The organism is Aestuariivirga sp. (assembly GCF_044238155.1).
In the GTDB taxonomy this organism is placed as follows: Bacteria; Pseudomonadota; Alphaproteobacteria; order Rhizobiales; family Aestuariivirgaceae; genus Aestuariivirga.
In genome coordinates, this window is the sequence record NZ_JBIIDX010000106.1 from 1 (window position 1) to 12,664 (window position 12,664).

General features: G+C 59.5%; 12 protein-coding genes. 6 read left to right on the forward strand and 6 right to left on the reverse strand.

What is annotated here, in order from left to right; translation table 11 throughout:
- Window positions 1-781 (reverse strand): sugar phosphate isomerase/epimerase family protein (locus ACILRN_RS11590; protein ID WP_395688461.1); only part of this gene is annotated, 781 nt, incomplete at its 3' end.
- An 86-nt stretch (window positions 782-867) separates the two neighbouring features.
- Between ACILRN_RS11590 and ACILRN_RS11595 the strand changes: the two genes are divergently transcribed.
- From ACILRN_RS11595 to ACILRN_RS11605, 3 genes are read left to right on the forward strand one after another with little or no spacing between them, the layout of a single operon-like run.
- Window positions 868-1,680: a BtpA/SgcQ family protein gene (locus tag ACILRN_RS11595; RefSeq protein WP_395688463.1), complete on the forward strand. Its 813-nt coding sequence runs from the start codon at window positions 868-870 to the stop codon at window positions 1,678-1,680.
- A gap of 3 nt (window positions 1,681-1,683) precedes the next feature.
- Window positions 1,684-2,787, forward strand: a complete 1,104-nt coding sequence (locus ACILRN_RS11600) for a M20/M25/M40 family metallo-hydrolase (RefSeq protein WP_395688464.1) — start codon at window positions 1,684-1,686, stop codon at window positions 2,785-2,787.
- The gene (locus ACILRN_RS11605) at window positions 2,784-4,265 is read left to right on the forward strand and encodes an FGGY-family carbohydrate kinase (protein ID WP_395688466.1); all 1,482 of its coding nucleotides are present in this window, start codon (window positions 2,784-2,786) and stop codon (window positions 4,263-4,265) included. Before ACILRN_RS11600 ends, ACILRN_RS11605 begins: the two co-directional genes overlap by 4 nt.
- Before the next feature lie 6 nt (window positions 4,266-4,271).
- Here ACILRN_RS11605 and ACILRN_RS11610 read toward each other — a convergent pair whose 3' ends face one another.
- The 4 genes from ACILRN_RS11610 to ACILRN_RS11625 all read right to left on the reverse strand — a co-directional run bounded on the left by ACILRN_RS11610 (window position 4,272) and on the right by ACILRN_RS11625 (window position 9,240).
- Entirely contained in the window at window positions 4,272-5,141 is an 870-nt protein-coding gene (locus tag ACILRN_RS11610; protein ID WP_395688468.1) for a carbohydrate ABC transporter permease, read from the reverse strand.
- A complete protein-coding gene (locus tag ACILRN_RS11615; RefSeq protein WP_395688470.1) occupies window positions 5,141-6,235 on the reverse strand; it encodes a carbohydrate ABC transporter permease in 1,095 nt (364 codons plus the stop codon). The genes ACILRN_RS11610 and ACILRN_RS11615 overlap by 1 nt, the downstream gene beginning before the upstream one ends.
- A gap of 83 nt (window positions 6,236-6,318) precedes the next feature.
- A complete protein-coding gene (locus ACILRN_RS11620) occupies window positions 6,319-7,965 on the reverse strand; it encodes an extracellular solute-binding protein (RefSeq protein ID WP_395688472.1) in 1,647 nt (548 codons plus the stop codon).
- Window positions 7,966-8,178: 213 nt separating this feature from the next.
- On the reverse strand, window positions 8,179-9,240 hold the full coding sequence (locus ACILRN_RS11625) for an ABC transporter ATP-binding protein (protein ID WP_395688474.1): 1,062 nt from the start codon (window positions 9,238-9,240) through the stop codon (window positions 8,179-8,181).
- 92 nt (window positions 9,241-9,332) lie between these two features.
- Between ACILRN_RS11625 and ACILRN_RS11630 the strand changes: the two genes are divergently transcribed.
- Entirely contained in the window at window positions 9,333-10,076 is a 744-nt protein-coding gene (locus ACILRN_RS11630; protein WP_395688475.1) for a creatininase family protein, read from the forward strand.
- A 4-nt stretch (window positions 10,077-10,080) separates the two neighbouring features.
- A complete protein-coding gene (locus ACILRN_RS11635; protein WP_395688476.1) occupies window positions 10,081-11,196 on the forward strand; it encodes a class I SAM-dependent RNA methyltransferase in 1,116 nt (371 codons plus the stop codon).
- 117 nt (window positions 11,197-11,313) lie between these two features.
- On the opposite strand, the gene ACILRN_RS11640 is transcribed toward ACILRN_RS11635, so the two are convergent.
- Window positions 11,314-11,940, reverse strand: coding sequence for a tetratricopeptide repeat protein (locus ACILRN_RS11640; RefSeq protein WP_395688478.1), 627 nt, complete (start codon window positions 11,938-11,940; stop codon window positions 11,314-11,316).
- A gap of 216 nt (window positions 11,941-12,156) precedes the next feature.
- Between ACILRN_RS11640 and ACILRN_RS11645 the strand changes: the two genes are divergently transcribed.
- A partial coding sequence (locus ACILRN_RS11645; RefSeq protein ID WP_395688480.1) for a thiamine pyrophosphate-binding protein occupies window positions 12,157-12,664 on the forward strand: 508 nt, incomplete at its 3' end.

Below are 12,664 nucleotides of genomic sequence, written 5' to 3' on the forward strand. Positions count from 1 at the left end.
TTTCAAGCACATAGAGCAGTTCGATGGTCTGGATGACATGCACGCTGCCGGCCACCAGCCCGTCATCGCGCTTGCCGTAGCCGTCGTTGAGATGAACCCCCAGAAGCCTGCTGCGGCGGCTGATCAGTGAGGCGGAAAATGCAGGCATTTCATCGGCATAGAGCACATGCGCGAAGTCGAGCGTCACGCCCATGTTGGCGGCGCCCACGTCTGCCACCATGAGCAAGGTGGTGGCCACGTCAGGGAGCAGGCTGAAGGCCCGGGGCTCATTCGGCTTGTATTCGATGGAGATGTCGATCTCCTTGTTATGACTGGCGATTTTTTCCAGCGCGGCGGCCGTGTCATCCCACAGGCGCAGGTAATCCGCCTGGAAGGAATAGTCGAAACCGTCCTGGCCCAGCCACAGGGTCATGAGGTTGCCACCCGCCGCGGCCAGCGCGTCAAGCCCTTGTAATGTCAAGTCAATCGCCTTTTGCCGGATGGCGGTGTCGGGGTGGGTGAGCGCGCCTTTCTTGAACCCCGGGTCGGAATAATAGCGCATCGCGAAGCCGTTAAGGCCGATGCCTAAGTCATTGAGAGAATTGCGGATTTCTGCCGGACTCGTGCCCTCCAGATGATCAGGGTAATTGAAGTCGACGGCCGACAGGCCTGGCACCGTTGCGGCCCGCGCCATCATGTCGATCGCGGTGATCCGGTTCTTTCCGGGAAAGGCGGTGGCGGCATCCGCCTTGAAGGCGTTAAGCCTTGTTGCATAAGCATAATTTGTCTTGAGCGGGGTCAAGTTTGCCTCTTGGCTTGCGCGGGGTCTGACGTTCCGTTACCAAGTTGAGAGAAAAAATCCACCTGAGAAATCAATGAGGGAGCGTCATGCTCGGCAAATTTGCAAAGATTTTCAAGACTCCGAAGCCGGTAATCGCGATGGTGCATTTCGGCGCACTTCCCGGAGCTCCCCTCTATGACGCCGAGGCGGGCCTCGAAGGCCTCCTCCAGGGCGTACGTAAAGATTTGAAATCATTGCAGGACGCCGGCGTGGACGCGGTGATGTTCGGCAATGAGAATGATCGGCCCTACGAGTTCAAGGTCGATGCCGCCTCCACCGCCACCATGGCATTCATCATCGGCCAGGTTCGCAACGAGATCAGAATTCCGTTTGGCGTCAATGTGTTGTGGGATCCGATGGCAACCGTGGCGCTGGCTGCTGCAACCGGGGCGTCTTTCGCGCGGGAGATTTTCACCGGCGCGCATGCCTCCGACATGGGTCTGTGGCTGCCGGATGCCGGCGCCGCGATGCGCTACCGCGACCGACTGGGCCGCAAGGATTTGGCCTTAATGTATAATATTTCAGCAGAATTTGCCCATTCGCTCGACCAGCGCAGTCTGCCGGACCGGGCTCGCAGCGCGGTGTTCTCGTCGATTCCGGATGCCATTCTGGTGTCGGGCGTCATCACCGGCGAGGCTGCCGCACTCTCCGATCTTGAGGCGGTCAAGCGCGTGGTGCCTGATGTGCCAGTGCTTGCCAACACCGGGGTCAAGCACGCAACCGTTGCGGATGTTCTCAGCATATCAGATGGTTGCGTCGTCGGTTCCTCGCTGAAGGTTGATGGCAACACCTGGAATGCCGTTGACCCGGAACGTGCGAAGGACTTCATGGACAAGGCCCGCAAGGCCCGGGGAGGCTGACCCATGCAAGACCGCATCAAGCACTGGACGAAATCCTTGATGATGATACCAGGGCTCTCGGGCTTTGAGGGCAATGTCCGCCGCTACATCCGTGCCGAGCTCAAAGCCTTAGGAATAAAAGCAAAAACCGATATGCTCGGCAATCTGATTGCCACCATCGAGGGCAATACGAGCCTTCCATCCGTGATGCTGATCGCGCATATGGATCAGCTGGGACTTATCGTACGCAAGATCGAATCCTCCGGCCTGATCCGGGCCGAACGCGTGGGTGGCGTGCCGGAGCGCGCGCTCGCCGCGCAGGAGGTCGTGCTCTGTCTTCCTGGCGGCAAGACCTGTGCAGGAGTCATCGCCAACAAGAGCCACCATGCCACTGGCCCGGAAGAGAAATACCGCGTCGTTCCCTATCAGGAGCTCTACATCGACTGTGGCTTCCAGAGTGCCGATGAGGCCGTTCAGGCTGGGGTGAATGTCGGCACGCCGATCGTCTATGCACCAAATATCGTTGAGCTTGCAGGCTCGCGACTGGCCGGTACCTCGGTTGATGATCGCGCCGCGTGTGCCGTCATGCTCGAGCTGGCGCGTGCACTTCAGGACCTGCGCAATCTGCCAACTGTCCACCTTGTGTTTTCGGTCCTGGAGGAGTTCAACCTCCGGGGCGCCCTTCCGGCTGCCCAGAGTCTCCTGCCAGATATCTGCATTCAGCTCGATCTGGCGCTCGCCACCGATACGCCGGACATGGGCCATCGTGGCGATGTGGAGCTCGGCGGTGGCCCCGTCATGAGCATGTTCAGTTTTCATGGGCGTGGAACCCTCAACGGCTGCATCCCGCATCCGGCTCTCGTCCACCTGTTTCAAACCACGGCCGATGCCGAGAACATTCTGCTTCAGCGCAGTGCCCATATCGGGGCGCTGACGGAAACCTCGTATGTTCAATTGGTTGGCAAGGGTGTTGCGTGCATCGACATGGGCTTTCCGGCGCGTTACACGCATTCTGCGCTTGAGGTGTGCGATCTGGCCGATCTTGAGGCGCTGACGCGGCTCCTCCTTGCGGCTCTGCGCCGTATAGGTGATGGTCTTTCACTGGACAGGGATGATTACATCGAATGAAGCATTACCTCGGCATTGACATCGGTACGTTTGAGACCAAGGGCGTGATCGTCACTGCTGATGGTGATATTGTCGCGCGTGCATCCCGTCCTCACCAGATGCAGGTTCCTGAACCCGGATGGGCAGAGCATGATGCTGCGGAGGATTGGTGGGGGGATTTTGTCTACGTCACTCGTAAGATGCTGACCGAGAGCGGCGTTGCCGCCTCTTCGATCGCAGCCATCGGCACAAGCGGGATTGGCCCCTGCATGCTTCCGGTTGATCGAAACGGCGATCCGCTGATGAACGCCGTGCTCTATGGCGTTGATACGCGCGCGGCATCGGAAATTGAGGAGCTTACCGCGCAGATTGGAGCGGACAGGATCCTTGATCGCTGTGGCAACGCGCTCACGTCGCAGGCGGTAGGACCGAAGATCCTGTGGCTGAAGCGCAACCGACCGGAAATTTTTCAAAAAACTTATAAGATCCTCAATTCGACGTCCTTTCTGGTGCACCGTCTGACCGGTGCCTATGCGATCGACCACTATTCTGCCGGTAACTTCAGCCCCTTCTACATGGCTGACGTCCAGAGCTGGAGCGATGAGCTTGCGCCAGAAATCATTTCCATGGATGCAATGGCAGATCTTCTCTGGACCACCGATGTTGCAGGCCACGTCACTGCAGGTGCGGCCGCAGAGACGGGCCTTGCTGTTGGAACGCCAGTCATCGCTGGCACGATCGATGCGGCTGCAGAAGCAGTAAGCGTTGGCGTGCTAAAGCCCGGTGAAGTCATGCTGATGTATGGCTCCACCATTTTCATTATCATCGTCACCGATACGCGGATTCGCGATGCCCGCCTTTGGTATGCGCCATGGCTGTTCCCGGGCCAGCACAGCTCCATGGCCGGGCTCGCCACCAGCGGAACCCTCACCCACTGGTTCCGCAACACCGTTGCCAAGGAACTTCCGCCAGAGACCGCTCTTGCCACCTTGGTCGCCGAGGCGGAGGCTTCTCCTCCTGGCGCCAAGGGGCTCGTCGTGCTGCCATATTTTTCGGGCGAGCGATCCCCCATTCATGATCCGCACGCGAGGGGTGTGCTGTTCGGCCTTGATCTGACCCATGGCCGTGGTGACATGTTCCGGGCCGTGCTCGAGGGGATTGCGCACGGCACACGGCATGTCTTCGAGACGTTTGCAGATACCGGTCAGAATCCGGTAGTGGTTGAGTCGGTCGGCGGTGGTACGCGCAACATGATATGGTCGCAGGCAACCTCGGATATCTGCGCCATTACACAATCCGTTCGTGAAAAGACGATGGGCGCCTCATATGGTGACGCTTTTCTTGCAGCGCTGGCTGTGGGTGATGTTCGCCCAGATGATATCAATCGCTGGAATGCCCCAGCGACGACCATAACGCCACGGGCAGATCTGAAGCCGATGTATGACCGACAGCATGCGATCTTCCGGGGGCTTTATCCGGCGACGAAACGCTTCCTCTGATCCCGCTTATTTTACCGATCCTGTCGTCAGCCCCTTCACGATGTAGCGCTCGAGGAAGATGCCGATGATGATCAAGGGCAGGATGGCGGCAGACGACAAGGCCGCCATCGACCACCAGCTGATGCCCTGAGAGCCTGTCTGGCTAGCTACCATCACCGGCAAAGTCTTGGCGTGGCTGCTGGTGAGCAGGGCAGCGAAGAAATACTCGTTCCAGCACAAGATCACGGACAGGATAAAGGCTGCCACCATGCCGGGAAGGGCGATTGGCAGGATGATGCGAAAAAAGGCGCCCCAGATCGAGCATCCATCGACAAGCGCAGCCTGTTCCAGTTCCTGCGGGATCGTGTCGAATTGGTCCTTCATGATCCAGATGACGATGGGCAGCACAGACAGCGTATAGATGAGGATAAGGCCGATCATGGAGTCGAGCAGAGCCAGTTCCTTGTAGAGTACGAGAAATGGCATTGCCAGAACCACGGGCGGCAGGATCAGCTGCGACAGGAAGAAGAAAGAGATGTCCCGGTTCTTCCAGATCTTCCATCTGTATTGGAACCGGCTCAGACCGTAAGCGGCTGTCGAGCCAAGGACCAGTGCAAGGATCGATGCGCCGATTGAAGCCTGGATCGAGTTCCAGAAGCGCTTCACGAATTCTGCACGTGGCGTCGACTCGGTGAAGATCGTGTCTGGCGAAAGACCGATCGCGCGCAGTCCAAGCCAGGAAGGCGTGAAGTCCACCCACGGTATGATGTGACCCAGCTGCACATCCTTTGCGACCTTGAAGGTGGTCGTGAAGGTCCAGTAGATCGGGAACAGCGCAATAATCGTCCAGATGATCAATGCGGCGTAGATCAGGCTGCGTTTCAGTGCATATGGCATCAGCTGTGCCTCTGCATGAAGCGGCTGGTTGCCCAGAGCAGTAGCGCCACGAAGATGATGATGATGATCAGGTAGACTTCCGCAATCATCGTGCCGTACCCCACGTTCGAGCGGTCCTTGTATTCCCGGAAGATGAAGCTTGAGATCGTGTCGGTTGCCCCGCCAGGACCGCCGGATGTGGTATTGATGACGATATCCGCGAGCTTGAGCTGGAAGATCACGCGCAGGACGATTGTGGTGAGCGACACCGGAAGCATGAGCGGAAAGGTGATTTGCCAGAAGCCCTGCCAGCCGGTTGCACCGTCAACTCGCGCGGCCTCTTGCACTTCCTTGGAGAGGGCCTGCAGCCCCGCCAGGATCATGATCATCATGAAGGGGATCCAGACCCATGCATCCATGATGGCAATCGTAGTCTTGGCCAGCCACGGTGTCGTGAGAAGCGACGGGTTGTCCCAGCCGAGGGCGCGCAGGAGGTTGGTCACCGGGCCAAATCGATACTCGAGCATCGATTTGCCGATCATCCAGCTCACCGCCACTGGCGAGAGCATGAAGGGCAGAAGGAAGGACACGCGGAAGAACTTTTGTGCTTTGATGTCGGCGTTCAGCAGCAGCGCAAGACCAAATGCGATGGCGTATTGAACCAGCACGGTGAGCACATAGAACACCATGTTGCCAAGCGCATTCCAGAAATAAGGGTCGGCCCACAGCTGGCGGAGATTGTCCAGGCCGTTGAATTGGCGGCCGGTTGCCGATTGCAGGTTCCAGTCGCTGAAGGCGATGAAGAAGCCAAAGACGGTCGGGAAGATCACCAGCGCCAGCGTGAACAATACGGCCGGCAGCACAAACAGCGCGCGCCAGCCAGCTTCGCCATCGCGCAGGATGAGCCCCCAGCACAGCGCTGCACTCCACAGCGTGAAGGCGATCAGGATCGGTTGCCAGTTGGGAAAACCAAAAGAGATGACGCCAGCGGTATAGAGGATCTCGGCTAGGATCATGAGGCCGAGCATGAAAGTCGAGACGCTGATGATGAGACGCCCTAGCCGCTGTCTCTCGGGAGACACGGTGGCGGCCACGGCATCCTGGCCTGATAGCATTGTCGACTGCGAGTTCATGAGGACCCGGCAAGAATTTCAATGAAATAAGGCCGGCAGCCTGCGCTGCCGGCCTCCCGTTTCCGTTAGGCGCCCAGAGAAGCCTTGTAGAGCTTGATCTGGTTGTCACGACCAAGCTGGTCGGTGATCTTTTCCCATGCAGCAGCGATTGCATCTGCGCCCTGCTGGGCCGTCATCTGGCCGGCATAGATCTTGGCCAATTCATCCTCGGCAACCGAGTAGTACTGGAAGATGCCGGGGATGCGCGGCTCAATGGCAGCATTCGGATGGTTGTAGGAATTGGCCTGAGAATCGAGGAAGCTCTTGATGAACGCTTCGTCGTAGCCGGCGCCAACCCACTCCGGAATGTTGAAGTGGCTCTGGCGATAGGGCTGGAAGCCCGACGGATAGGCTGCCATCCACAGCGAGATGTCCTTGCCGCCGAGATGAGCCGCCAAAGACCACGCTGCCTTCTGCTTCTTCGCATCGGCATCGACGCGAGCCATCACATAGATGCCCCAGCCGATGTAGGCCATGTTGGGAGCATAGTTCGGGCCGGAGGGCAGCTTGTCCCACTGGCCGGTCTTGGAGTTGTAGACATCGTCCGAACCCGGCAGGATGTCGAAGGCCGTCACATCGCCAACCACAGAGGAGTCGTTGGTCTTGACGTTCGAGCCGATATCGCCCCACCAGGAGAGCATCGACCCTGTGCCGGCGAGGAACTGCTGGAAGCCCGTGGTGCCAGGATCAGCGTTGAGCTGGTCGGCCGGCTCGAAGGGCAGGCAGTCCAGCACGTCCTGAATGGCGCGAACCCAGGCTGGGTTGTTGACCCGCGGCTTCATGGTGTCAGCGTCGAACAGGAAGGCGCGGTCATCCGGGTGCTTGGCATAAGCCGTTGCACGGCTGCCCAGGAAGTAGAAGGCGAAGCCACCCCAGCCCTTGCAAGGATCGAGATAGCCATAGGCATCCTGGCCGTTGATCTGCTTGCCCTTCAGGAACTTGGTGGCGGCATTGACCTGCTGCCAGGTCTTCGGCACGCTCCAGTCACCCTGACCGCCGGACTTCTTCCACTCTTCGGCAAGAGCGGCGTCCGAGAACACGTCGGTGCGGTAGTTGAAGTTGTGGCAGTCGCCGTCGCAGGAAACGCGATAGGTCTTGCCATCCCAGGTGCCAACGGGGGCCTTCAGGTAGCCCACGTAGTCATCCATGTCGATCTGCTTCTTGACCCAGTCCGGCATTTCCGAAGCCAGGCCCTTGCCGCAGACATCGCCTTCGAAAGGCGCACCCATTTCAATCACGTCGAAGTCCACGGTGCCAGTTGCGATCGACTGCTGCAGACGGGCATTGTAATCAGCCTGCGCAAGGTCGATCCAGTTGATGGTGGCGCCGGTATAATCGGCCCAGGCCTTCGACAGGCCACGGAACAGAACGTTGTGGACGTTCTGGTTGTTGAGGCCCATGAAGGAAAGTTCAACGCCCTTGAATTCACCTTCCTGGACGTTCTGCTTGGTGGGCTCGAGGCACATCTCGCCTACTTTCTGCCAGTCGGCATCCGTCGGCTGGCCCTTGCCTACGCCAGGGATTTTCAAAATGGCAGCGCGCAGGTCATCCTGCGCGAAGGCCGTGCGCACGTTGAGCGCCGGGGCGCCAACCGCCGCCATGGCGGCTGCGCCAGCAGCACCCTTGAGCATGCTGCGGCGGCTCATCATCAGATTGTAGAGATCGATTTTCATACTGTTTGGTCCTCTCTGTAGAAATGTGTGCCCGATCCGGAAGAGATCCCGGCCTGGCCCGAGTGGGGCCGGGCCATGGCATTTGCTCCACCAAGCCGAACGCTGGTGCGACTATGCAAGATAGCCTCGCAAAGTCAACGAAGCGGGATGCGGATTAAGCGTTTGTCATCAAAATGATAGTGCGTCGCAATATGTGCAGTGCAGCAATGTTGGTCAGCCGAGCCTGAGGCCGGTCTTGGCATCGAACAGATGAACGAGCGACAGGTCTGGCGACATGCTGATCATCTCGCCGGGCTTAACGGAGACACGCTCGCGGAATACGCCAATGATCTTCTCGCCCGCCAGCCGTGCGATAACCTGTGTTTCAGCTCCCGTTGGCTCAATCACAGTTACCTTGGCCGCGAGATCGCCGCCGAGCGTGAGATGCTCCGGCCGGATGCCGTAGACTGCCGCTCGGCCGTCCAGCCCGGGCGGCAGGCTGCCCAGTGGTAGCCGGGTGCCATCCGCAGCTTCGAAATGTGGCGAGCCGGCAGAGCGGATCGTGCCCCTGAACATGTTCATGGCGGGCGACCCGATGAAGCCTGCAACAAAGAGGTTGGCGGGCCGGTCATAAAGCTCAAGCGGCGATCCCATCTGCTCTACGATGCCGTCGTGCAACACCACGATTCGGTCGGCCATGGTCATGGCTTCGACCTGATCATGGGTAACATAGACGGTCGTGGTCTTGAGGCGTTGGTGAAGCTCCTTGATCTCGGCACGCATCTGCACGCGAAGCTTGGCATCGAGGTTGGATAGCGGCTCGTCGAACAGGAACACTTGAGGCGCACGCACGATCGCGCGTCCCATCGCGACGCGCTGGCGCTGTCCGCCTGACAACTGGCGAGGGTAGCGATTGAGGTAGGGGACGAGATCGAGAATTTCGGCCGCCTTTTTGACGCGGGCGTCAATTTCGGCCTTTGGCGTCTTGCGCAGCTTGAGCGCAAACCCCATGTTGTCGGCCACGGTTTTGTGTGGGTAGAGCGCATAGTTCTGGAACACCATGGCAATGTCCCGGTCCTTCGGCGGCAGGGCGTTGACCACCTTGTCGCCAATCTTGATGCTGCCCGCGCTGATGTCCTCAAGCCCCGCGATCATGCGCAGCAGCGTCGACTTTCCGCAGCCTGATGGGCCAACAAGCGCGACAAACTCGCCGTTCGCGATGGGGATGGACACTCCGTGGATCACCTCCTGGTCACCATAGCTCTTGCGTGCATCAATGATGTCGACTGAAGCCACTTCATCCCCCTTCACAAGCCCTGGGTCTTGCGCCCCGCTTCAAGGCGGCGGAGACTAGGGCAGGTTTGGCCACACGTCGAGAGCCTTTGATCATGCGCTATGAAATGATGCTTCCCCGTCAGATACGCGCCGCCATCGCGGCCAACACACCCGTGGTGCTGCCGCTGGGCGTGCTAGAGTATCATGGCGAGCATATGGCCGTGGGCATGGATACCCTCGCTGTCACCTGTGCACTGGATATTCTGGAGAAGGAGGCCGAGATCGTCATTCTGCCACCCTTCTATTACGGCGCGGCGAGCTATGCGGTGGAGCCGCCGGAGGGAACGGGTTCGGTGCAGGTGGAGTCCGCGGCGCTCAATCCCTTTGCGCGGGAGCTGTTCACGGGACTGTTGCGAATCGGTTTCCGCAACATCCATGCCTTCATCCATCACCAGTCGGAAAATTTCACCGTAGGCATGCCTACCGATCTCGCCTTCAAGTTCGGCGCCCGGCAGGCGATCTTCGCTTTTCTTGAGAAGACCCGTGGCGAGGGTTGGTGGGGCGACCGGAAGATGGCGGATTACTATGCCAGGCAGTCAGGTGGCGATGATCCCTTCAACTGGATCAGGGTCCATCCGCTGATGACGGCGGAGACCATTGCCGAATATCCATTCGATCATGCGGGAGAGGGCGAGACCTCGCTGATGATGGCCATGTGTCCCGATGCAGTTGATATGCAGAGCTTCTCGGCTGAGCGCTGGTATGCGGAAACTGCTGCGAGGGCCACTGCAGAAACAGGTATTCGCGGACGGGACTTGATCCTTGCGCACATGCGCAAGGTTCTTGGATTGGCCTGACAGAATGCCAGGCGATGCCGCGTTCGAAATATTTCTCATGGCAACGCCTGGGCTCGAGCCTGAACTTTGCGCCGAAGTGGCCGCACGCGGCTTCCGGGCGCCGAAACAGATGGTGGGTGGTGTCATCATCACGGGCAGCTGGAGGGATGTGTGGCGCGCCAATCTGGAACTGCGTGGCTGTGGCCGCGTGCTCGCCCGCATCGGATCCTTCCGTGCTCTTCATCTGGCGCAGCTGGACAGGCGGGCGCGCAAGTTCCCGTGGGGCGAGTATCTCCGCAAGACTGTTCCGGTGCATGTCGAGGCGAGTTGCGCGCGTTCGCGCATCTACCATTCCGAAGCAGCAGCCCAGCGCATCGGCAGAGCCATTTCAGAGGAACTCGGAGCTCCGGTATCAGCTGAGGCAGGGCTCATCATCAAGGCGAGAATCGAGGATGACCTCTGCACCCTCAGCATCGATACATCGGGTGAGGCGCTGCACAAGCGTGGCTACAAGCAGGGCATCGGCAAGGCGCCAATGCGCGAGACGATGGCCGCCCTCTTTCTGCGGGCCTGTGGATTCAACGGCGCGGAGCCGGTGCTGGATCCAATGTGCGGTTCTGGAACCTTCGTCATCGAGGCCGCGGAAATCACCGCAGGCCTTGACCCTGGCCGTGACCGCCGTTTTGCCTTTGAGGATCTGGTGAGCTTTGATGCGGCTCAGTGGCAGGCCCTGCGGCAGAAGACATCACCTACCAGACCGGCCCTCACATTCTGGGGCAGCGACCGGGACGCGGGTGCCATTCGCATGGCTGAGGAGAACGCCAATCGTGGGGGCGTTTCGGCATTCACACGGTTTTCCTGCCAGCCTATCAGCGTGCTCAGCCCGCCTGAAGGTCCGGCGGGTCTCGTGATCGTCAACCCGCCCTACGGCACGCGCATCGGCGACAAGAGGCCGCTGTTTGCTCTCTATGGCGCACTGGGCGAGGTGCTGCGCACGCGTTTTTCAGGTTGGCGCGTTGGTATCATCACCACCGAAGCCGTGCTCGCGCGTGCAACCGGGCTCCCATTCCTGCCGCCCGGGCCGAGCGTCTTGCATGGTGGCCTCAAGATACGGATCTATCGGACGGAGAAACTGGCCTGAGTCCAACGCTCACGACCAGCTCAGAGCGAAGGCGCCGACAGCCACCAAAATGATAATCGACGCTACGATATAGTGCTTGGCAGTAAAGTCGTGCATAGTCATTTGTAACTCCAGCTGTCAATTGCCGCGCTTCGGCGTGAAGGCCTGTACCATCAGCTTCGCCTGTGTGATCTGCGCGGCCGTCATGCCCCGTGCCAGTTCATCGCGGTAGGTCGATGCATTGTCAAAACCCGGTTGATCGGCGCAGAGATCGAGCCACATATAGGCGGCAATCGGATCGGGTTTGACGCCGCGTCCTTTCCAGTAGGCAAGGCCAACCTCGTACTGGGCCTGTGGTTCTCCCTGATTTGCAGCCATGAGCAGCCAGTTCATGCCTGCAGCCTGGTCCTGCTTGACCACATCGCCACCCTTCATCAGCCACCAGCCGAGCCTGAGTTGAGCCTCTGAATGGCCTTGCTTGGCAGCCTCTCCCCACCAGAAGATTGCCTGTGCGTTGTTCTGCTCGACGCCGTTGCGGTTTTCTCCCTTGAGGCCCCAGCTGCGCGGTCCATAGAGTTCACCGATGATGTAGGCTGCCTCGGGGTTTCCATCCTTCGCGTATGGCAGCAGCAGGCTGAGGGCCTGGTCGTAGTTTTCGCCCCTGAAGGCGGTCATGCCGTCCTGATAAGCGTCGGCAAATGCCGCCGTTTGAAGCAGTCCGAGGAACCCCAGGGCCAACATGCCGGTACGAAGGCCAGGCGTCATCTACGGGATCCTCCTCAATGTCCGTTTACGTCTAGGGCAGGGGGAAGGCGAGAGCAATAGCCACCCTTTGAACCTTGGCTTGCAAAGCCCTATGATTGCGCCCGGCGTTTGGCCCCCGGTGTCCTGCGCCTCTGGTTCTAGGCGTCTGAACCCTCGCGAGGCTAGAACTAGTCTGAACCACCGGAATGAAACCGTGATCACGAGGATGATGCACCCATGCGCATGACCACCGAAGAGGCGTTTGTAAAGGTTCTCCAGATGCACGGCATCGAACATGCCTTTGGCATCATCGGATCGGCCTTCATGCCGATCTCGGACCTGTTTCCCAAGGCAGGCATAACCTTCTGGGACTGTGCGCATGAAGGCTCCGGCGGCATGATGGCGGATGGCTTCACCCGTGCTTCGGGCAAGATGTGCATGATGATCGCCCAGAATGGCCCTGGCATCACCAATTTCGTCACGGCAGTGAAGACTGCCTATTGGAACCATACGCCACTGCTGCTGGTGACGCCGCAGGCCGCGAACCGCACCATCGGCCAGGGCGGTTTCCAGGAAGTCGAGCAGATGGCGCTGTTCAAGGACATGGTCGGTTATCAAGAGGAAGTCCGTGATGCAGCGCGCGTGGCGGAAGTGCTCAACCGCGTGATCATGAACGCCAAGCGCCTGTCGGCACCCTGCCAGATCAACATGCCGCGTGACTTCTGGACGCAGGTGATCGACATCG